This window comes from Methylobacterium sp. 1030 (genome assembly GCF_040544715.1).
Taxonomy (GTDB): Bacteria; Pseudomonadota; Alphaproteobacteria; order Rhizobiales; family Beijerinckiaceae; genus Methylobacterium.
Genome location: NZ_JBEPKM010000003.1, coordinates 370,182 through 391,634 on the forward strand (window position 1 = coordinate 370,182; position 21,453 = coordinate 391,634).

General features: G+C 67.7%; 17 protein-coding genes. 13 read left to right on the forward strand and 4 right to left on the reverse strand.

Features of this window, described 5'->3' with window-relative positions; translation table 11 throughout:
• Nucleotides 1-105: 105 nt before the first annotated feature.
• From ABIC30_RS06265 to ABIC30_RS06290, 6 genes are read left to right on the forward strand one after another with little or no spacing between them, the layout of a single operon-like run.
• On the forward strand, nucleotides 106-2,076 hold the full coding sequence (locus tag ABIC30_RS06265; RefSeq protein WP_354454425.1) for a TonB-dependent receptor plug domain-containing protein: 1,971 nt from the start codon (nucleotides 106-108) through the stop codon (nucleotides 2,074-2,076).
• An 8-nt stretch (nucleotides 2,077-2,084) separates the two neighbouring features.
• Entirely contained in the window at nucleotides 2,085-2,918 is an 834-nt protein-coding gene (locus ABIC30_RS06270) for an ABC transporter substrate-binding protein (protein WP_278305694.1), read from the forward strand.
• Nucleotides 2,915-3,961: a FecCD family ABC transporter permease gene (locus tag ABIC30_RS06275; protein WP_354454428.1), complete on the forward strand. Its 1,047-nt coding sequence runs from the start codon at nucleotides 2,915-2,917 to the stop codon at nucleotides 3,959-3,961. Before ABIC30_RS06270 ends, ABIC30_RS06275 begins: the two co-directional genes overlap by 4 nt.
• Nucleotides 3,958-4,773, forward strand: a complete 816-nt coding sequence (locus ABIC30_RS06280; RefSeq protein ID WP_075381778.1) for an ABC transporter ATP-binding protein — start codon at nucleotides 3,958-3,960, stop codon at nucleotides 4,771-4,773. The genes ABIC30_RS06275 and ABIC30_RS06280 overlap by 4 nt, the downstream gene beginning before the upstream one ends.
• Nucleotides 4,751-5,716, forward strand: coding sequence for a DUF6925 family protein (locus ABIC30_RS06285; protein WP_354454430.1), 966 nt, complete (start codon nucleotides 4,751-4,753; stop codon nucleotides 5,714-5,716). The genes ABIC30_RS06280 and ABIC30_RS06285 overlap by 23 nt, the downstream gene beginning before the upstream one ends.
• A gap of 11 nt (nucleotides 5,717-5,727) precedes the next feature.
• A complete protein-coding gene (locus tag ABIC30_RS06290) occupies nucleotides 5,728-6,258 on the forward strand; it encodes an AAA family ATPase (protein WP_075381776.1) in 531 nt (176 codons plus the stop codon).
• Nucleotides 6,259-6,649: 391 nt separating this feature from the next.
• On the opposite strand, the gene ABIC30_RS06295 is transcribed toward ABIC30_RS06290, so the two are convergent.
• Nucleotides 6,650-7,114, reverse strand: a complete 465-nt coding sequence (locus ABIC30_RS06295; protein ID WP_354454432.1) for a PAS domain-containing protein — start codon at nucleotides 7,112-7,114, stop codon at nucleotides 6,650-6,652.
• A 1,220-nt stretch (nucleotides 7,115-8,334) separates the two neighbouring features.
• Here ABIC30_RS06295 and ABIC30_RS06300 point away from each other — a divergent pair.
• Complete coding sequence (locus tag ABIC30_RS06300) at nucleotides 8,335-8,478, forward strand: NepR family anti-sigma factor (protein WP_354454470.1); 144 nt, start codon at nucleotides 8,335-8,337, stop codon at nucleotides 8,476-8,478.
• A gap of 34 nt (nucleotides 8,479-8,512) precedes the next feature.
• Here ABIC30_RS06300 and ABIC30_RS06305 read toward each other — a convergent pair whose 3' ends face one another.
• Nucleotides 8,513-11,224: a PAS domain S-box protein gene (locus ABIC30_RS06305; protein WP_354454434.1), complete on the reverse strand. Its 2,712-nt coding sequence runs from the start codon at nucleotides 11,222-11,224 to the stop codon at nucleotides 8,513-8,515.
• A gap of 496 nt (nucleotides 11,225-11,720) precedes the next feature.
• On the opposite strand from ABIC30_RS06305, the gene ABIC30_RS06310 reads away from it, so the two are divergent.
• A complete protein-coding gene (locus ABIC30_RS06310; protein WP_354454436.1) occupies nucleotides 11,721-14,144 on the forward strand; it encodes a PAS domain S-box protein in 2,424 nt (807 codons plus the stop codon).
• A 189-nt stretch (nucleotides 14,145-14,333) separates the two neighbouring features.
• A complete protein-coding gene (locus tag ABIC30_RS06315; RefSeq protein WP_354454438.1) occupies nucleotides 14,334-16,076 on the forward strand; it encodes a sensor histidine kinase in 1,743 nt (580 codons plus the stop codon).
• Nucleotides 16,077-16,225: 149 nt separating this feature from the next.
• Here the strand turns inward: ABIC30_RS06315 and ABIC30_RS06320 are convergent, their stop codons facing one another.
• A complete protein-coding gene (locus tag ABIC30_RS06320; protein ID WP_342167387.1) occupies nucleotides 16,226-16,621 on the reverse strand; it encodes a hypothetical protein in 396 nt (131 codons plus the stop codon).
• Between the two features lie 154 nt (nucleotides 16,622-16,775).
• Here ABIC30_RS06320 and ABIC30_RS06325 point away from each other — a divergent pair, with 154 nt between their 5' ends.
• Both ABIC30_RS06325 and ABIC30_RS06330 read left to right on the forward strand, forming a co-directional pair.
• Nucleotides 16,776-17,180, forward strand: coding sequence for a lysozyme inhibitor LprI family protein (locus tag ABIC30_RS06325; protein ID WP_354454440.1), 405 nt, complete (start codon nucleotides 16,776-16,778; stop codon nucleotides 17,178-17,180).
• Nucleotides 17,177-17,824, forward strand: coding sequence for a lysozyme inhibitor LprI family protein (locus ABIC30_RS06330; protein ID WP_354454442.1), 648 nt, complete (start codon nucleotides 17,177-17,179; stop codon nucleotides 17,822-17,824). Before ABIC30_RS06325 ends, ABIC30_RS06330 begins: the two co-directional genes overlap by 4 nt.
• A 412-nt stretch (nucleotides 17,825-18,236) precedes the next feature.
• Here the strand turns inward: ABIC30_RS06330 and ABIC30_RS06335 are convergent, their stop codons facing one another.
• Nucleotides 18,237-19,784 (reverse strand): FAD-dependent monooxygenase, encoded by a 1,548-nt coding sequence (locus tag ABIC30_RS06335; RefSeq protein WP_354454444.1) that lies wholly within the window; start codon nucleotides 19,782-19,784, stop codon nucleotides 18,237-18,239.
• A gap of 568 nt (nucleotides 19,785-20,352) precedes the next feature.
• On the opposite strand from ABIC30_RS06335, the gene ABIC30_RS06340 reads away from it, so the two are divergent.
• Both ABIC30_RS06340 and ABIC30_RS06345 read left to right on the forward strand, forming a co-directional pair.
• Nucleotides 20,353-20,751 (forward strand): VOC family protein, encoded by a 399-nt coding sequence (locus tag ABIC30_RS06340; protein WP_354454446.1) that lies wholly within the window; start codon nucleotides 20,353-20,355, stop codon nucleotides 20,749-20,751.
• Between the two features lie 73 nt (nucleotides 20,752-20,824).
• Nucleotides 20,825-21,301 carry a bleomycin resistance protein gene (locus tag ABIC30_RS06345; protein WP_354454448.1) on the forward strand — a complete coding sequence of 159 codons (477 nt, stop codon included), beginning with the start codon at nucleotides 20,825-20,827 and terminating at the stop codon, nucleotides 21,299-21,301.
• Nucleotides 21,302-21,453: the final 152 nt, after the last annotated feature.

Genomic DNA, 21,453 nt, shown 5'->3' on the forward strand with positions numbered 1-21,453 from the left:
GCGGGGTGTCCTGGGAGGTGTCGCGGCGTCGTGGTTCCTTGGAGGACGCGACCGCCGAGGCCTCGTTCGCGGTGACGTGCCACAGCCGTCCCCCGAGGCCGTCCCGTGTCCAGTCCCGTTTCCTCCGCGCTCCGGCGCACGCTGGCGTTGTCCTGCGCCGCATCCGCGCTGCTCGTCTCCATTCCCGCCCGCTCGCAGCAGGTCGCCGCGCCCTTCGCCGATGCTCAGGGAGGCGCGCAGGCCGCGGTCTCGCTGTCCGAGATCTCCGTGTCGGCCACCGGCGTGCCGACGCCGATTGCCAACACAGGATCGAGTGTCACCGTGCTCACCGACCGCCTGCTTCAGGAGCAGCAGCGCCGGACGGTGCCGGATGCTCTGCAGCAGGTGCCGGGCCTCAACGTCGTGCAGACCGGCGGCGCCGGCGGCCAGACCTCGGTCTTCATCCGCGGCACCAACTCGAACCACGTGAAGGTTCAGATTGACGGCATCGACGTCAACGACCCCTCGACCCCGAACCGCGCCTTCGACTTCAGCCAGTTGCAGACCTACGACCTCTCGCGGATCGAAGTGCTGCGCGGGCCCCAGAGCGGCCTCTACGGGGCCGACGCCATCGGCGGCGTCATCTCCGTCGTGACCAAGCGTGGCGAAGGGCCAACTCGGGCAATGGCGACGGTCGAAGGCGGCTCGTTCGGCACCTTCAACCAGTTCGGCAACGTCTCCGGCTCGGAGGGGATCTTCGACTACTCGGTGTCGGTCGGCCACATCCGGCAATCCGCCGTGCAGGTCACCCCGTTCGAGCTGCTGCCCCGCGGCGTACCGCTGCGGACCGCCTTCACCGACATCAAGACGGTCTCGACCAAGCTCGGGGCGCAACTCACCGACGAGTTCCGCCTCAACTACGTCCTGCGCTTCTCCGACAGCGCCTACCTCGACCAGGCCGACGGCGGCTTCCCGTACGTGCCGCTGCCGTACCGGAACCTCAACGACCAGCAGCAACTGATCATGAGGGGCGAGGCCGAGTGGACGCCGGTGCCGGGCTTCCACAACGTCTTCGGGGCGAACTACTCGAAGTTCGACCGGCTATTCGCCGGCCCGCTCGACCCGCTCGCGCCGCCGACACCCACCACCTACCTCGGCGAGCGGACCCGGTTCGATTACCGCGGCGACTGGCAGGTCTCACCCGGCAACCTCGTCCTGTTTGGGGCACAGCGCGAGGACGAGCGCTTCGAGACGACCGGCATCGACCGGTCCAACGGCAACTCCGCCGGCTTCGCCGAGCTTCAGACGACACCCTTCGCGGGCGCCGCGCTGGTCGCCAACATCCGCCACGACTCGAACGACCAGTTCGGCGGCGCGACCACCTTTCGGGTGGCGCCGAGCTACATCGTGCCCGCCACCGACACCCGCCTGAAGGGCAGCGTCGGGACCGGCTTCAAACCGCCGACCCTGAGCCAGCTCTACCAGGACTATCCGGGCTTCCGCTTCTTCGGGAACCCGAACCTACGGCCGGAGGAAAGCTTCGGGTTCGACGGCGGCTTCGAGCAGCCGCTGTTCGACGGGTTCATGACCGTGGGCGCGACCTACTATCAGACCGACTTCAAGAACCTGATCCAGACGGCCTACTACCCGACCTTCTCCACCAACGTGAACGTCGGTCAGGCGACTGCCTACGGCACCGAGAGCTTCGTCGCCCTGCGCTTCAACGAGTTCTGGAGCGGGCGGCTCGACTGGACCACCACGGTGACGAAGGACGAGATCGCCCACCAGGAGCTGCTGCGTCGGCCTCGCAACAAGGTCAGCGCCACCGCGATCTGGAACCTGATGCCGGGCCTGACCATAACCGGCACGCTCATCGTGCTGGGGTCGTTCGTGGACGGCAACCGGGACTTCTCCGTGCCTCGCCTGAAGGCCCCCGGCTTCACGCTAGTGAACCTGTCGGTCAACTACGCCTGGAGCGAGACCCTGACGGTATTCGGGCGGATCGATAACCTGTTCGACAAGCGCTACCAGAACCCGACTGGCTTCCAGGGCCCGGGGCTCGCTGTCTACGGCGGCGTCCGCGTGACGTCGTTCTGAGGTCGCCGATGCCGTCGCGCCTCGTAATCACCTTCGCGGCCATGATGTCCGCCGTACCCATCGGCGCGGCGGCGGCACCCGTGCGGGTGGTCTCGATGAACCTGTGCGCCGACGAGCTCGTCCTGCGGCTGGCCGACCGCGACCAGGTGCTGGCGGTCACCTACCTCGCACGCGACTCGCGCGGGTCGACGGTCGCGACCGAGGCGGTCGGGCTGCCGGTGACGCGGGGGCTCACCGAGGAGGTCGTGGCCTTGAAGCCCGATCTCGTCATCGCCGGTGCCTTCACCACCCGCACGACGGTGGGCATGCTCAAGCGCGTCGGCGCCCCCGTGCTCGAACTCGGCGTGCCGGCCGACCTCGACGGCGTCCGCGCACAGATCCGGCAGGTCGCGGCGGCGCTCGGCCATCCCGAACGGGGCGAGGCGATGGTGGCGGCGCTCGATGCGCGTCTTGCCGCCATCGTGCCGGCCAAGCGGCCTCTACGCGCCCTGGTGATGCGTCCGAACGCCTTCACGGTGGCACCCGGCGGGCTCGGGGACGCGCTGATCCGCGCCGCCGGCCTCGTCAACGTCTCGGCCGAGATCGGGCGTGACCGCCTGGGGCAGGTGCCCCTCGAAGCGGCGGCGCTGGCGAACCCGGACCTGATCGTCGTCGATGAAGGAGCGCCGGGCTGGCCTTCCCTGGCCGACACGCTCCTGCACCATCCCGTCTTCAGGGCCCTCTCGCGGGCACACCGGACGGTCGACATCCCGAACCGCTTCTGGACGTGTCCGGGACCGCAGGTGGCCGAGGTCGTGGCGCGCCTCGCCGAGGCTGCGAATGAACGGGCGCCCGGACCATGAACGCCCCCATTTCCGCGCTCAACTCCACGGCATCCCGGCGCCTCGGTACGGCGCGTGCCCGGCGAACCGTCATCGCCGTCCTCGGGCTCACCACACTTGCGCTGACGCTCGCCTCCATCGCCATCGGTTACGCGCCCTTCGACGTGCCCGCCGCCTTCGCTGACCTCGTCGCCGGCCGCCCGACGCTGCCGGCCCTGGTCCTGTGGGAGCTTCGCATCCCGCGCGCCCTGCTCGGAGCCCTGGTCGGCTTCAGCCTCGGCCTGACCGGCGCCGCGATGCAGGGCTACCTGCGCAACCCGCTCGCGGACCCCGGCATCCTCGGCATCTCCTCCGCGGCGGCGCTCGGTGCCGTCATCGTCTTCTACGGCGATTTCGCCGCCACCATGAGCCTTGCCCTGCCGCTCGGCGGCATCGCCGGTGCCGGTATTGCCGCGCTCCTTCTGAACGCGCTCGCCGCCCGCGGCAGCAGTACCCTCGGGCTGATCCTCGCAGGAGTCGGGTTGTCGAGCTTGGCCGGGGCACTGACCGCGCTGGCACTGAACCTCTCGCCGAACCCCTATGCGGCCCTGGAGATCGTGTTCTGGCTGATGGGTTCTCTCAGCGACCGTAGTCTGGACCACGTGCTTCTGTGCCTACCGCTGATGGCTGTCGGCTGGACCCTGATGCTGTCGACCGGCTCCGCCCTCGACGCCCTGACGCTCGGCGAGGACACCGCCGCGAGCCTCGGGGTCGGCCTAGTCTCCGTGCGCCTGCGTCTCGTCACCGGTGCGGCCCTGGCCGTCGGCAGCGGGGTCGCGGTTTCCGGCGCCATCGGCTTCGTCGGTCTCGTCGTGCCGCACCTGATGCGGCCGCTCGTCGGCGCCCGCCCCGGCGCCTGCCTGCTGCCGAGCGGCCTCGCGGGGGCGGTCCTGGTCCTTGCCGCGGATATCGGCGTGCGCCTGCTCGCCACCCGGCCGGAACTCAAGCTCGGCGTGGTGACCGCTCTGGTCGGGGCGCCGTTCCTGATCGTGCTGCTCCTACGCGGTCGCGGGAGGCGGGCATGAGCCTCGGTCTGCACGAAGCCCACGTTACGTTGGATGGCCGGGCCATCCTCTCGGACATCGATCTGACCTTTCAGCCGGGCCGCTTCGTCGGGCTGGTCGGCCCGAACGGAGCCGGCAAGACCACGCTCCTTCGCGTCCTGGCGGGGCTGATCACCCCGAACCGGGGGCGGGTCACCCTCGAAGCCCGTCCGCTAGCCGACATGGGCCGCGAGGAGCGAGCCCGCCGCATCGCCGCCCTGTTCCAGGGTGCGGGGGTCGGCTGGCCGATGACGGTTCGCGAGATCGTGGCGCTCGGCCGGCTGCCGCACCGCCGAGCCTTCGCATCCCCCACCGAAGTCGACGATGCCGCGGTCGCGCGGGCAATGGCGCGCACTGACATCCTCCACCTCGCGGCCCGAGCCGAGCCGACCCTTTCCTCGGGCGAGCGCATGCGCGCGCTGCTCGCCCGGGCTCTGGCGGTCGAGGCGCCTTGGCTTCTCGTCGACGAGCCGGTCACGGCCCTCGACCCGGCGCACCAGATCGACGCCATGGCGCTGCTCCGGCGCACCGCGCAGGACGGAACCGGTGTCGTCGCCGTGCTGCACGACCTGACGCTCGCGTCCCGGTTCTGCGACCGCATCGTCGTGCTGACCGGTGGCCGCCTCTTGGCCGACGATACCCCGGAGGAAGCTCTGACCGACGTCCTACTCGCCAGGGCGTTCGGGGTCACGGCCGAGCGGGGCTGGGCTTCTGACGGATCCCGATACATCCTGCCCTGGGCGCGGTCCGGGGCTCAGACGGAGGAACGCGATGACGTCACCATCACAGGCTGACGCGGTCACGACCCTGCTGCGCGAGGCGTTGGCGGATCCCGGCACCGCCTGGAGCCTCGGCAGCTTCGGGGCCATCGCCGAGTTCATGCGCGATCCCGACGAGGCCACGTCGCCGCTGCTGGACGGGCGCATGGGCCTGTCGACCGAGCGGGGCGCCATCGCGCTCGCTCCCAGTCCCGACCTGCGTCCGGTGGCCTATGAGACCGCCGTCGCGACCGGCTGGAACCACGCCGTCGCCCTGTGCCTGCCCGAGGCGAGTTGCGCTATGAACCGGCGCGGCGAAGTGACCGAGCTCGGCCCCGACCGGGACGCCGCCCGCGAACGGGATCGGGATGCCATCCTGTTCGACCTGGGGCTCGGCCTCCTAGCGGTCGATGCTTGCGTGCGCACGAGCGACCTGGAGGCCATCGCCTGTCTTCGGTCCGGTGTCGGGGTTCCCCTGTTCGACCCTGCGAGCCCCATCGGCCGCCAACTCGTGACGCTGAGCCCCCACCGGGTGTTCTTCGCCCGGGTCGGCCGCATCGAGGTCTACGCCCCGATCCCTGGACCCGGCGGCACCAGCCCGGAGGGGCCTCACACTCATGTCCTGCCAAAGCTCTTGCGCGGAGGCCGTACGCACGCGGCGACCACGCCGATCCCGGCGGGCTGGGTCCCATGCGCCGGCATTCATCCGGCTCACCCCTACAAGGACATGATGGGCCAGCGCATCGCCTTCGATGTCGCCCGGCACGACGCCTTCCAGGTTCTCCTAGACCAATGGGGAGACCCGGACTTGCTCGCGGCCAAGCGTGGCGCGGAGCTCGGCCCGGACAGCCTTGTGTCCAACCGCCACGCCCAGGCCGCTCGCCGCGTCGCCGAGGTCCAAGCACGCTATCTTCGTGGTGACACCGTCGAGGCCGACCCCGAGATCGATGAGGACGAGGATGTCGCCCACCATGCCTGATCCCGCTCTTCATGGACGATGAGGGATACCCGCGCCGACAGAGGGTGGTAGGGCTGATCGGATGCCCCGGGGCGGGCAAGACGACCTACGCACGCCGGTACGACCCACTCCAGGGCTGGGTGCACCTCACCCTCGACGACCTACGTCAGACGTTCTGGCCGCCGGACCGTCAGGTCTACTGGCAGGTACGCCGGACGGACTGGGACGAGCGGGCGCGCCGACTGCTCCACGGTGTGAAGGTCGCCGCTCTGGATGCGGCCCTGGCGGCAGGGTTCAGTGTGGTGATGGCCGACACCCACCTGACCCGGGAGGTGTTCGAGGCCGAGCTTCAGGTCATTGAGCGGTATGGCCTCACGGTCGAGTGGAAGGTGTTCGACCTGTCCTGGGAAATGCTCCTCGCCCGCAACGAGGAGCGCGGCAGGATTGACCCGTCGCATCGGCAGCCAAAGACCGTCCTGCGGTTGGCCTACGATGCCTTCCACGCGCCAGACGCTTGGTGGCGTGCGCTCTCTCACGCTCAAGTCGAGTTCGTCGAGCCTTAAAACGTGCCAACCCTGTGAGCTGCAAAGCGGCCACCACGCTGTGGCGAAGGTATCCCCTTTGACATCTGCCTTTGGGATACTGTCGGGCCCGGCCAAGTGGTGACCAAAGGCGCATCGCCGCCATTGTAGCAACGAAACATGTGTCTGCTTTCGGGATCCGGGCAGCCGCGCAAGAGTGATCGTGTTGGGTCGCTAGGAGCCCGTCTGCTTTTCCAACGGCCTTGCTCCGAAGCGGCCGTTCCGCTTACGGCCAGACTACGTCATGCCGAATTGCCATTACGGGCAGCTCCAGTCGCGTTGGCGGGCGCCTTTGAATGGCTGGGTTGGGTGGATTTCTACCCGTCCGCTTCCGCTCAAACATAAGGCGGAAGCGGACCTTCGAGAGCGCGCGTTATCCGCGCCGTGCGAGCGCCTGCCCAATACCGAACAACAGCATCTCGGATATGCGATGCAGATCGAAGTGGCCGCCCCTTTCAAGCGCCGTGTGCGCCGCGATGCAATGATCTGCAGCGACGTCTAACGTGTTGACAGGATCCTGGCTGAGCGAGGCAGCGGAGATGAAGGCGTCGCGGTGAGCATCGGTAGTGTCAATGTAAGCGCCACGACCTTGCATCGCACCAGTTTCATCGGGTGTGAGCGCCCCGCGGTTCAGCACCCAGCGGACCTCGTTCATATCCGTCAGGATCCGGAACTCCGCCGAGAATGGGCCGCCAGTCTGCCGGACGCGACGGATGCGCTCGAACACCCAATCGCGATCGTCTGGGTGCGTGCGTGCGAGGGCTGCTTCAAGGGGGAGCGGTTGGCCAGCGAGAGCGGCGTTGCCCGCCAGCAGGGCGGCCGCACCCTCATCGAGCACGGAGCGACCTGCAGCGACGTTCGTGCCCCAGGTGCCGATGAGCCCAGCTGCGCGTAGGGCAGGAGCCATCCCAGCTATGGAGAACATTTAGCTCCCTCCGCCGTGCCCACGTTCTCAACCCGATTAATGCTGCGCTGACAACGAGGGCGGCAACAAACCGCATCCGACAAACAGGGTTCACAAGCTGCGGTCTGTTGCCGCAATCGTGAATTGCAATTCGGGATAGGGTTGCACGTTGGAGAAGATTGTTCTCTTGGCTTGGAACGGTGAGGGCGGTTCGCTCTCGGCACAAAAAGGTGACGAGAATGGATGGCGACCGTACCAAGAGCGCCCTGAAGCGCGTGGCGGAGGCGCTCAGCGTCAGCGAGGACGTGTTTCTGAAAGGCCACCCCCGAGGCGTGTCGCCTGCCACGGCCATATCGGAAGAATTAGAGCTTCTGAGGCTATTCGCGACGCTCACAGATCCTGAGATAAGGCGAACCTGTCTCCGGTACGTGCAGAACCTCGCCGCATCCTCCGACATGGCAGCTGGATAGAGGTTTTTGCTCGTACTTCGTGAAGCGGTCAGCGCCCTGCCCAGGATCCCCGAGCCGCCGCACGACGCCTAGGTGCGGGTGACGCTGACGAGACCATCGATGGGGGAGCAGGAGCGTCCACGCCCGCCTTCGACAGCTTGAGGGGCATATCTGTGGACGGGCGTGGCGGTCAGCCGAAGCCGACCACAGCACCGTAGATACGATGCCGGGCAAGCGCCCCAACCTATGAAAAGCTGGCCGGGCGAGCAGCTGAGAAAGCCAAGGAACGGCCGCTTTTGGGCAACGCCGCTAGCTATCGAGGCGACTGGGTTGGGTCGCTTTCGGAATGGCCGTTTGGGGTAGTTTTCTGCCAGTCCGCTTCCGGACGGCCGGTGCATCGAAGCGGACAGAGCTACGGGACCGTTCACCACCCTTCACGAACGGAAAATTAGTTCCAGCTGACGGTCTGCATTCTAGTGGGAGAAGACGCTGTGGTCGGCGTCTGCGATGTTGGTGTGGCGCCGATGGCACTGTGCCGATTGCTCAGGGCCTCAATGGGAACTCAATCCAGATTGGCTGTTTGCCCGTTATTACGTGGTCTGGGGCCAGGGAGGCATTTCGGTGGGGAAACGCGCCTCTGATGCTGGAATTGATCCTGTTCGCGACGAGAACGGACAAGTTCTCCCGGAAGGGTCGGTCATATGGATGCAGCCGGGCTCACCTCACGCGATCCAGCACCACCTCGGACGCAAGTTGCAGGGCATGTACGCCCAGATCCCGGCAACGCCCCTGCCGGACCGCCTGAACCAACTCCTTGCCCAGCTGGATACGGCCGGCGGGACGGTTTGATCGCCCGGCATGCTCCCGTCGTGGGATCCGAGGTCTAGCTCGCCATGAGACCGCGCCGCGGCGCGACGATGGTGCAGACCACACCAGAGGGCGGGTAGCTCAAGTCCACCTTGCCATCGAAGCTTCCAGCAAGCCCGCGTCCGATCAGCCGGGTGCCGAACCCCGCGCGCTTCGGCGCGACCACCGCCGGACCGCCTGCCTCGATCCAACGCAAGGTGACCGGAGCGTCGTCGCCGTCGCCGTCGATATCCCAACTGATGGTGACCCGCCCTTCCGCGTTCGAGAGCGCGCCGTACTTGGCGGCATTGGTCGCCAGCTCGTGCAGCATCAACGACAGCGAAAGCGCCGCCCTGGAACCGACCATCACAGCCGGGCCATCGAGCACGAACCGATCCGGACAATCACGGTGGATGTCGAGCGCGCTCTCGATCACGCTCGCCAGCGGGGCTTTCGACAGGGAGCCGCCGAGCAGGAGGTCGTGCGACTTGCCAAGGGCGATCAGTCGGTTCGCCAGCACATCCCGGGCGGTGTCGAGATCGGCAGCTCCACGCATCGTCTGCGTGGCGATGGACTGCACCATCGCCAGCATGTTCTTCATGCGGTGGCTCAGCTCGTGGTTGAGCAGTTGCTGCTGTGCCTCCGCCTCGATGCGGGCGATGGCCGACCGGGTGCGGTCGGCGACGTTGCGCACGAAGGCGATGTCCTCCTGAGCCCACTCCCCCGGCTCCGCCCTCACGGCGTAGAACAGGGCCACGAAGCGGCCGTGCTCCATCACCGGCAAGTTGAGAAGCGAGCGCGTGCTGATGGCAGCCAGTGCCTTGGCATCGGCGGCGGTCCGGGGATCACTGCCGGTGTCGTCGATGACGACGTTGCGTCCGGCTATGAGGTCTTCGATGTACGAACCGTAGGCGCGGAAATGGTGCAGCCCGGCGATGTCCGTGAGGCCCGGCGCAGTCCACCCCTGTTCCACCAGGATCGTCTCGGCGTCGGGATCGACCTGCCCGTAGCCCGCGTGGCTCAGTCCGAGCGTGCGCCCCATGACCTCGGCGGCGATCCGGCTGATCTCGCCCTTGTCGCCCACGTCGCGCAGCCGGTCGCCCAGCTCCGTCATGGCCGCGCGGCGAACCTCGGTCCGTTTGCGGCCCGAGATCTCCAGGAACAACGCAGCGAACTGCTGGCCAGACTGCTTGTGTGCCCGGACCTCGAACGTACGGTTCAGCTCGGGGACGTGGATCTCGAACTTCTCGGGCTGGCCGGTCTCGACGGTGCGGGCGTAGGTGTCGATCAACCACTGCGGGATGGCCGGCACAAGCTCGCGCATGGTACGCCCGGCGCTGCTGGCCGGTAGCCCGGTCAGCCCGGCGAACGCTGGATTGACCTCCAGGAACCGGAAGTCCACCGCCTTGCCAGCCTCATCGCGGATCAGCTCGGCGCTGAGGAACCCCTCCTGCATCCCGCTGAACAGCCCGCGCCAGCGTTCCTCGCTGACCGCGAGTTGGCGCTCGACGGTCTTCTGGTCGGTGATGTCCCGCGAGACCGACAGGATCCTCTCAGGCTGCCCATTCGGGCCGAGGATCGGCGTCACCTGCACGTCCCACCACTTCGGGGTGCCGAGATAGGTATTGGCCGATCCCTGGAAGTGGCCGACGCCGCCGGCCTTGGCGGCCATGAGGGCCACGAGGGCATCCTTATGACCCTGGCCCTGCCAGAAGTCCGGCCACGGGCAGCCACGGACGAGGTTGAAGTCGCTGACCTCCATCACCCGCATGCCGCCCTCGCTCATGAAGGTCAGGCCGCCGTCGAGGTCGAGCACCTTGATACAGTCGGCCGAGGAGGCGAGCACGCTGCGCATGAACTCGGCATCGGCCTGCTGCCGGGCGGCGGCGTTGCGCTGCTCGGTGCGGTCGCGCAGGATCTTGATGAAGCCCTCAGGCCGCCCGTCCTCGTCCGTGAGCGGCATCATCTCGCCATTCGCCCAGAACTCGGTTCCGTCCTTGCGCAGGTGCCAACGCTCGTCGGTGCCGCGCCCGTGCAGCAGGGCCGCCCCCATCTCCTTCTCGGCGATCTGGTCGCGCTCATCCTCTCGGGTGAAGAAGACGTTGGCGTGCCGACCGAGCATCTCGGCCTCGGTCCACCCAAGGATCTGCTCGGCCCCCGCGTTCCAGCTCGTCACGCGGCCGTTCAGATCCATCGCGATGATGCCGTAGTCGATCGCGCTCTGCAGGATCGCCCTGTTGCGCCGGTCGCTCTCGCGGCGCTCCTTGAGCGCGCGTCGCAGCTCCAAGTTGGTGATGACCTGCTGGGCAAGCGTGCGCAGGGTGAACGCCTGTGACGGGGTCAGCCGATTAGGCTTGGTGTCGAGGACGCACAGGGCGCCGAGGGCGACACCATCCGCGGTCTTCAAGGGCACGCCAGCGTAGAACCGCACCTCCGGCCCGCCGGTCACGAGGGGGTTGTCGGCGGTCCGCGGATCGAGGGTGAGATCGGGGATCTCGAACACGTCGTTCTGCTGCGCGGCGTAGGCGCAAATGGATTGCGAGATCGGGGTCTCGCTGTGGCTAAAGCCGGTCTCGGCCTTGAACCACTGGCGCTCGCCGTCGAGCAGGGAGATCAGCGACACCGGCATGCCACAGGTCTCGGACGCCACCCTCACGATGCCGTCGAACTCGGCCTCGGTCGGCGTGTCGAGAATATCGTAGGCGGCGAGCGCAGCTTGGCGTCGCGCTGTGCTGTCGATCTGTTCCACGGCCACCCGTTCACCCAGCGTCGATCCCAGGCCGTCGTTTGGGTCCGGCAGGCCTGTGGATCTGATGTGAATGACTGAGACGCTCTATGCCATAGGTGGCCGATACAGACACGGGAAGGTGACCGGGCAGATCGCCACTTGCTCGGAAGCGGCTGCCGACGTTCAACCGGCGGGAACAGGGGTGCAAAAACGTTCCCGCGACCGGCTCATGGGGCCTTCGACCGCCCGACGGTTCGGTACCATGTCGGTCTTGAACGCCGGCGTTCCGGGAACACGGGGGTGCACATCCCGTTCGTCCGGGGCTGTGCGTCACCACGGTCGGGCCGGGAACGGGGCGAAACGGCTCGCCCTGCAATCCCGGGCCACACTTCCCGGACGACCCGGCCTCCGTCATACGGCTCCGGGATGCGTCGGCCGACGGCACGCAGCGGAAACCGACGGCTCCGTCGGGATACCAACGGACGGACCCACCCAGTACCCGGTCTGGACAGGCAGGATGGAAACGGACTTCGAGGACCTGCGCCGGCAACTGGCGGACGCGAAGGCTGAGATCGAGCGGCTGCGGCGGCGAAACGAGGGGCATGTCCATGCCCCGACCGGCGACGAGCGCACCTCGGCGGCCGGGACCGACCTGCTGTTCACGGCGGCGGAGAAGACCCGCATGCCGCAGATCGTCACCGATCCGAACCTGCCCGACAACCCGATCGTCTTCGCCAACCGCGCATTCCAGGAGCTCTGCGGCTACGGAGCCGACGAGTTGATCGGCCGCAACTGCCGATTCCTCCAAGGCCCGGGCACCGATCCCGCCGACGTCGCCAAGGTCCGCGACGCCGTCGCGGCGCGGCGCGACGTGGTCGTGGAGATCCTGAACTACCACTGCGACGGCACGCCGTTCCGGAACGAGCTCTACGTCAGCCCGGTGTTCGATCCGGACGGACACCTGCGCTACTTCTTCGCGAGCCAACTCGACGTCACCCGGTTTCGCACCGAGGAAGGCCGGCTCGCCGAGAGCGAGGCGCGCTACCGCACCCTGTTCGAGGCCGTGGACGCCGGCTTCTGCATCGTCGAGATGCGCTACGATGCGGCCGGGCGCGCCGTCGACTACCGCTTCGTCGAGGTCAACCCGGCGTTCGAACGCCATACCGGGCTCCGCGACGTGGCCGGACGCTGGGTCAGCGAAGTCGTCCCGGGCCTGGAGCGGTCCTGGCTGGATGCCTACGGCGGGGTGGCCCTGACGGGCGAGGCGGCCCGCTTCGAGAGCGGCGCGGTGGCACTCGGCCGGTGGTTCGACGTCCACGCCCTGCGCATCGGCGAGCCGGCCCGGCGCCGGGTCGCCATCCTGTTCAACGACATCACCGAGCGGCGCGAGGCCGAGCGGGTCCTGGAGGAGACCGCCCGCGACAGGACGGACGAGCGCGACATGGTCTGGCGCACGAGCCGCGACCTGTTCCTCGTCTGCGGCTTCGACGGCCGCTACCGCTCGGTGAACCCGGCCTGGACCGAGACGCTCGGCTGGTCCGAGGACGACCTCGTCGGCGCGCACTTCAACGCATTCATCGACCCGGCCGACAGGTCCGCCGTGGAGGGGGTGTTCGGCGACCTCGTGAACGGTATCGTCCTCGACGGCCTGGACGTGCGGATGCGGACGCGCGACGGGGGCTTCCGATGGCTGTCGTGGTACGCCATCCCCCGCGACGACCACTTCTATGCGGCGGGCCGGGACGTGACGGAGCGCAAGGCCCTGGAGGAGCAACTCCGGCAGAGCCAGAAGCTGGAGGCGGTGGGCCAGCTCACCGGCGGCGTAGCGCATGACTTCAACAACCTGCTGACGGTCATCAAGTCGTCCACCGACCTGCTGAAGCGGCCGAACCTGGCCGAGGAGCGCCGGATCCGCTACGTCGACGCCATCTCGGACACCGTCGACCGCGCGGCCAAGCTGACCGGCCAGCTCCTCGCCTTCGCGCGGCGGCAGGCGCTCCAGCCGGAGGTGTTCGATGTCGGGCGCGGCGTCGCCTCGGTCTCGGACATGGTCCGCACCATCACGGGCTCTCGCATCCACGTCGAGACCCAGGTCGAGCCGTTCCGGGACGCCAGGGGACGAGAGGGTCCCTGCCTCGTCGACGCCGACCCGAGCCAGTTCGACACCGCGCTGGTCAACATGGTGGTCAACGCCCGCGACGCGATGTCGGGCGAAGGGCGCATCACCATCCGGGTGCGGCCGGTCGGCGTCGTCCCCGCGGTCCGGGCCCATCCGGCCATGCGCGGCGACTTCGTCGCGGTCTCGGTCACCGACACGGGCAGCGGCATCGCCCCGGACGCGCTGGACCGGATCTTCGAGCCGTTCTTCACCACGAAGGGCGTCGGCCAGGGCACCGGGCTCGGGCTGTCCCAGGTCTTCGGCTTCGCCAAGCAGTCCGGCGGCGAGGTCATCGCCGAGAGCCGCCTCGGCGAGGGCGCAACCTTCACCCTGTACCTCCCGCGCGCCAAGGCCCCCGCCGCCACCGAGGCCGAGGCGCACGAGCCGGCGGACCTCGCCGAGGGCCACGGCACCTGCGTCCTGCTGGTGGAGGACAACCACGAGGTCGGGGCCTTCGCGGCGCAGGCGCTGGAAGAGCTCGGCTACAGCACCGTGTGGGCCGTGGACGCGGAAAAGGCCCTGAACGAGTTCGAGCGCATCCCCTACCGGTTCGAGGTGGTGTTCTCCGACGTGGTCATGCCGGGGATGAATGGGGTCGATCTCGCCCGCGAGCTCCGCCGCCGCCGGCCCGACCTGCCGGTGGTCCTGACGTCGGGCTACAGCGAGGTGCTCGCCGAGCAGGGGACGCACGGGTTCGAGCTCCTGCGCAAACCCTACTCCGTGGCCGACCTCTCGCGCATCCTCAGGCGCGCGGTGGGGGGCGTCGGCACCGGCGCGCACTGACCGCCGTCGCGGGGAATCCCGCGGCGACCGTCCCCAGGTCGGGGTGCGTCCATCGGGCCCGCCGCGCCTCGATCGATGGATAGACCTGGCTAGCGGGTCGAGGCGCTGCCCATGGCTTTGCAGCCGAACCGACCTAGTTCGGTGGCCGGGTCCCGGAAGACGACGGGCTTCACCGAGCTCGGGAACTCGATGTCACTGACGAAGCGGATCGTAGGCCTCGTCGTCTTGGCGCTGATCCCGGCGTTGGCCGTCCAGGGCTACAACGAGTACGCGCTTCGTGCCGCCCGGGCCGAGGCCGTCCGGAGGGAGGCCATGCGCGGGGCGAAGGCCGTCGCGGCCGACCTCGGGCAGTTCGGTCGCGGGGCGAGGCAAATCCTCGCCATCCTGGCCGGCGTGGCCGAGATCCGCGGCAGGGATCCCCGGGCCTGCACGGCATACCTCGCGACGGTCGGCGGGAAGGTTCCCGGCTCGTTCTTCTTCGGGGTCGCCGACCCGGACGGGCGCATCCGGTGCAACACCCTGGGATCCCCGGTCGGGGCCTATTCGGTCGCCGACCGGTCCTACTTCCAGGAGGCGATGCGCACCGGCGGCTTCGCCATCGGGGAGGTCGTGTCCGGCCGGGTCACCGGACGGCCCACCATCCAGTTCGCCCAAGCCATAGCCGACGACGACGGCGACGGTCGCCCCGAAGGCATCGTGATCACGAGCATCGACCTGTCCTACCTCGCGGCACGGCAGTCCGATGCCGGGTTGCCGCCCGACGCCGCCCTCACGGTCGCAGACCGAAACGGCACGATCCTGGTCCGGCTTCCCGACCACGAAGCCTGGGCCGGCAAGCCGCTGCCGACGGCCTTCTGGAAGGCCCTGGCCGACCACCGCGGCGGCGTCGCGGACTTGACCGGATTGCGGGGCAACCCGCGGATCACGGCGGTGGCCGGAGGCGCGCCGGGGGACCTCGATGGTATGACGGTGGCGGTGGGCCTCTCGCCCGCCACGGCCTTCGCGGACATCGATGCCGCGACCCGTCGCGGGGTCGTGCTGATCGGCGTCGGCGCAATCCTGGCCGTCGCGGCCGCGCTCCTGGCCGGTCGCGCCTTCATCCGCAGGCCGGTGCGGCGCCTGCTCGGGGCGGCCGGCGCGTGGCGGGCGGGCGAGTTGGGGACCCGGACCGGATTGTCCGGGACCGACGAGTTCGGCCGGCTCGGCGAGGCGTTCGACGCCATGGCGGCGTCGCTGCAGAGGCACCAGGGCGAGTTGCGCGAGGAGGTCGCCCGCAGCCGGGTCCTGCAGGAGCGGCAGACGATGATGCTGCACGAGCTGAACCATCGGGTCCGCAACACCCTGACCACCGTGCAGTCCCTGGCGCGGCAGGCCCGCCGCGACGAGGACCGCGGCGAGCGGCTTGAGGGACGAATCCTCTCCCTGTCCAAGACCCACGACCTGCTCTCGCGCGACGATTGGGAGGGCGCCTCGCTGCGCACGGTGCTGGAGAACGAACTCTCACCCTTTCGGGACGAGCAGTTGCACCGCTTCGGCCTGGAAGGGGCCGACGTCGACCTGCCGCCGCGCTACGTCCTGGCGCTCGGGATGACGGTGCACGAGTTGACGACCAACGCGGCCAAGTACGGCGCCCTCTCGACCGATACGGGCCGGATTGACGTCACCTGGAAGGTCGTCGTCGGCGAGAGCGGCGCGAGGCGGCTCGCCCTGGAATGGCGGGAGAGCGGCGGCCCGCCGGTGCGGGAGACGGGCAAACGCGGCTTCGGCACGCGCCTGATCACGGGCGGGGTAAGCCGTGAACTGGGGGGCGAGGTCCGTCTGGAGTTCGCCCCCGAGGGTCTGCGCTGCAGCCTCGACGTACCCCTCGACGAGCCGGACCGGTTCACCTCGTTCGCCGCCGCCACGGACGTGCGACCGGTCGGCAGGGCCTGAAAACCGAGCGACGACTACAACAGGCAGCATCAGCCTGGGGCCAAGCTACCCCGAGGTCGGTACGGTCGCCAAGCCGAAGGTCCGCTCTCGGTCGCTCACAGATCAGGCACGCTCGACCAGAGCCGTGTCTCGACCAGTAACCAGTGAGGTCACGACCCTGACCATCGCCGCTCGCGCACGGCGAGCCACCAGTACACTCCGCCCCCCACCACTCCGGCGCTTACGGCTTGCAGCGGCCTTTCGACCATGCCGGCAAACAGATGCCCGAGGGCGAGACCAATGGCGCCGCCGCAAGCCACGTGGATGGTCGGATGGCGCCATCCCGTCCGGATCGAGACCGCCAGGCACAGCAAGAATGCCGGCGTCGCGAAGACCGTCACGAACAGCGTGGCGATGACGAACGTGATGGCGACGGAGATCAAGTCGGAGGGGAGGGTAGGCTCGGCGGCGGGCGACGGGGGAGTTCCGAACAGAGCACCGGCCGCACTGGCCAGCATCAAGGTCGTCACCGCCGCCGCCACGGCGGCGAGGTAGCCGCCGAGCACCCGTACGACGGGATCTCCGGACCTGTCTGTCGTGATGCGGTTCGGCGTCGTGGCCTCCTCGGGCTCGGTCGTGGGAGAGGCTAGCGCGCCGTGCTACCACCGGCAAAGGTGGGGCAGGACCGCGACGAGGCCTCTGTCCGGCGGGGTCCATGCGATGAAGCACGCCCAACTGGTGGTCCTGATACTCTGGTCGACGGCGGCCACGGGGGAGGTGCCGGCACTTTGCGCGGACGTCGCGAACCAAGCCGAGGGGACCCTATGCGCCAAGCGCAAGCTGGACGCCGCCGAGGCCAGTTTGGCGAAGGCGCGAGAGGCCCTGCAGGCCAAACTCGACCCGAGCGGGCGACACAACCTCGACCTCGCGCAGCAGGCTTGGCGGCGCTTCCGCGACCTCGAATGCAACCTTGAGACCGGCTACGACGCCGAACACCCCGATGAAAACGGCACGATCATGCCCATGCTTATCGGCGAGTGCGCGACGGCCCTTACTGAGCGCCGCACCCGCGACCTGACTGATCAACTAGCCTGCCCGGGCGGGGACCTATCATGCGAGCGGTGAGCGACTTCCACCGTACCGCGGCCCGCATCGGGGCGTCGGCGGCATTCGCTTTCACGGCGCCGGTTGCCCATGCGGCAAGCTTCGACTGCGCCAAGGCATCGACCGGAATTGAACGCCTCGTCTGCGGGGACGCCGCTCTCGGGAGCCGGGACGAGATCCTGGCGAGGCTCTACTCGGGCGCCTTGAAAGTGGGGAAGCGCGAGGCCGTCGAGGCTCGGCAGCGGGCGTGGCTAGGGAAGGCGCAGGCCTGTGCCACAGCAGCCTGCCTGGCCGAAGCCTACGACGAGCGGAACGCCGAACTCCAGCGGTCTGAGGGAGGGGTAAAGGTGGGCAGTGACTTCTTTTGCGAGGAGCCCAAGGGCAATCACAGCATCCTCAACGTCGTGGGACCGGTCCATGGCTTCGCCAGCGTGTCCCTGATGTCTAACTATGTCGGGCCCGGCGGGGAGGAGGCCGGCGACGTGGACACCGCGGCCACGGATGCATTCCTGGATCTCCGGAAAGGGACAGCCACCGTCTTGAACGGCCGCTGTCGATTAACCTTCGAGCGCCTCGGCGCGGACGGTTGGAAGGTCATCCAGGCCGGCACCTGCGAACTGCAGGGCGGCGTGGTATTCGCGGGCGTCTACCGCCGCCTGCCTTGACAAGACTGCGACCGGCCGCCGGTCGCCATTGCGCTGGCGATCCCTGACAATCATCGGCGGACAGGCGGTCGATAATGGAAGACGTTTAAGCGCGGACGCTCATTCAAGGCGGAGTGGGTTCACTGAGCGTCCGTCCGCGTACGCCCGGCACGTCCGCTTATGAGATGAGCACCGAACTCGTTCTACGTCTGGCTCGGGTCGCGAGCCGTAGGACCGCTCCGGGTGGTTTTCTGCCTTTCCGCTTCCGGACAGCGAATGCATCGAAACGGATCTAGCCGCCGGGATCGCATCCGACCCTGCTCCGACCCCAGAGCAAACCCACTAAAAGCGCCTGGAGCTGCTCTGGAGCGGACTAACAACGCAATAGGCCGGCGGGGGCAACGCTGATGACCACCCGCCTCGCGGACTTAACTCAGGCTGGCCAAGCCGCTGCTTGGTGCATCGCTGCCCTGAGAGCGGAAGTGGGCTCGGCGGCCATTCCTTCCGCCCGCCAGCACACCACGCCATCTGGACGGATCAACGTCGCCCCACCGGGCAAGACACCAAATTTCTGAGTGAACGGCTCGGCCGTGGGGAACACCACGTCCCGACCGACACAGTAGGCCCGTACGCCACCGATGCGATGCGCCGACGCGCACCAGCGCGGTTCGGTCGTCAGAAGCACGAACTCGCGCGTAAATAGGTCGAGTGTCGATACCTGCTGCCCACCGAATTCGACCCAAACGTGCGGGGCACGGGTGCCCGGCTGACCGGCCCACACGTCCGGATGCGCAGCCGGAGGTAGCTCCGGTCCCGCACCAAGGATCGCATCCGAACGATACAGCTGGCCCAGCTCCATGGCCGCATCGCCATAGAGCTGTTCACCCTTGAGGATGTCGCCGACCCAGCGCGTGTAGTCGGGGCGGGCGAAGGTCTGCTGGTGGCGCAGCCAACCAATCGGCTGACGTTCCGGACTGTAGGTATCGAGCAGAGCCGGGGTGGACACCCCCTCGATGACCCGTTGCAGCTTCCAGGCGAGATTGTAGGCGTCATCGATGCCGGTATTAGCCCCGAACCCGCCGCGTGTTGGTGGGAGCTGATGAGCTGCGTCACCGACTAGGAACACCCGGCCGTCGCGGTAGCGCTTGGCGATGCGCCCAGCCATATCCCAACGCCCAGTCGTGATGATCTCAAACGGCATGGCGCGGCCTAACGCCCGGAGAACGGCAGTCCGTAATTCGTCGTCGGTGCGCTCCTGATCGTCACCGAACATCAGCACCCATCGGCCGTCGCCGTAGGTGGTCACGAACGCCTTGAAGCCCGGTTGTTCGATCTCGAACTGCTGGATGCCATGGCGCAGGGCCTCGTCCGCCGCCGGGCAATAGAACAGCACGCTGCGCAAGGTTCGCAGGTAGCCGACCCCCTGCCGGGGGATGCTGAGCTTTTCGCGGATCGGACTGTCGGCCCCGTCAGCTGCGATCAGGTAGCAGGCGCGGATTTTATAAGCTTGGCTGGTCAGTCGGTCGCGCACTTCGGCGGTGACACCTGCGGCGTCTTGCAGGAAGCTCAACAGCTCGACGCCTAGCCGCAGATCGGCCCCGCGCTCACGCGCGGCCTTACGTAGGATCGGCTCCAACTTGTCTTGCGGGATCCCCGCGCCACGCACAGGCGACAGGTGGCCCTTTTCCTCCTGGATTCGACCGGGGGTCCAAGGCGTTTCTGACAGCGGTTCGCCGCTGAGGCTGTCGATTCGGGCGCGGCGCAGCTTGGCGTTTGGATCCCATTGCGGAACTTGGTCACCGATGCCGACTGCACGGAAATATTCCAGCGTGCGTTCGGTGAAACCCATCGCGCGGGGATGGGGTGAACTGCCGGAGTGCTTTTCAACCAACGTGACGGGCACGCCGCGCCAAGCGAGGAACAAGGCTGCGGACAGCCCGACGAGGCTTCCGCCGACGATGAGAACAGGTGTCGTGTGCATAGGATCGTCCTTGTTGGTTCAAGGACGCGTGCCAAAACCCGAGGGGGGAGCAGTGCGGCTGCCGAGACGCTAAGGTGTGCCCCACAACGAGCGGACGCGCGTCCGCATCGTCGTGGTCCGCGGCCCGTAGGGGGCTGGAATTTGGCTGCCCTTGGAGGGTAGCTGACCGGGGCTCACCACGCCGGTCCACCTTTTTCGACACGGCTCAGGTAACGCGTTTTAGATGAGTGCACAACGCCGAGCTTACAGACTGCTTGGTAGCAGGAGCGCCGGCTTCAGCGTCTGATCCGGACCCTCGTCCTTTTTTCGCTGGACTTCCGCAAGCCATCCCGCCCGAGCTGACCTTGCCGGATGGCTGACGAACGGCCGCTTTAAAGAAACGCATACGGCCCTCCCAGCGGCTAGGTTGGGTCGATAGCGGGAAGGCCGCTCGGGTCGGTTTCCAGTCCGACGGCTGTCGAGCGGAAATGCATAAAAGCAGCCATCGTCGCTGTGCCCTATCACGACCCCTTGCGGACAGGGCTTACGGGCTTAACCGATATCAGGCGCCCCGCTCGGAGTCCTTGGCATGTCGTTTCTCTCGCATGTGCATGTTGGCGTCACCGACATCGAGCGGGCCAGACGGTTTTACGATCCCCTCATGCGCGAGCTTGGCCTCCGGCTTCGAAACGTCGAACTTGCAAACGGATGGATTGCTTGGAAGCCCGGGGATGCTGAGCGCCCTTTGTTCATCATCGGCTGGCCCTGGAACAAGCAGCAGTCTGATCCGGGCAATGGACCTATGACAGCGTACCTGGCTCGGTCGCGTGAGGTGGTTGACCGATGCTACGCCTTGGCGCTGGCTTCTGGAGGCACGGACGAGGGGCGGCCTGGGCTACGGCCGAACTATCACCCGAACTACTACGGAGCCTACTTTCGCGATCCGGACGGCAACAAGCTGTGCGTAGCCTGCCACGAGGCGGGCTGAAAAGTCATTGAGGTTGATAGGCGCCCACCTCAGAGCTTGACCGCACTCACCAGCCCATGACCTGATTGGGATCATGAGGCCACTCACCGACAGCGCCAGACGGACCCACTCTTCCGGCTCTGGAGCTCCTCCGGAAGGCGGCTTCTCGGCCTTGACGCCGGAACTGGACGTCGAGGATCTCGAAACGAGCTTGCGGTTCTGGTGCGACCTGCTCGGCTTCAAGATTGCCTATGACAGACCGGCTGAGGGCTTCGCCTATCTCGTGCGGGGTGGCGCTCAGATCATGCTGTGTCAGGGCATCGGTCGCTGGATGACGGGCGCTCTGGAGCGTCCCCGTGGACGTGGGGTGAACTTCCAGATCATGGTCGATCGGCTAGATCCGGTCTTGACCGCGCTCGCCTCTGCGCAATGGCCGCTGTTCGAAGAGCCAAGGGACGCTTGGTATCGGACCTGCTCGGTCGAAGGCGGCCAGCGGGAGTTCCTTGTTCAGGACCCCGATGGGTATCTCGTGCGCCTTGCCGAAAACCTCGGCGAACGGCAGCCAGACTAGCGCCCCAAGCCGGCCATGTAGGCGCATGCCTTTTGACAGCTTTTGGGAAGCACCGATGACGGCCCACACGGCTGGGTTGGGTCGGTAGCAGGCCGTCCGCTCGGGGTGGTTTTCCGTCAGTCCGCTTCCGCCCAAATCGAGGCGGAAGCAGA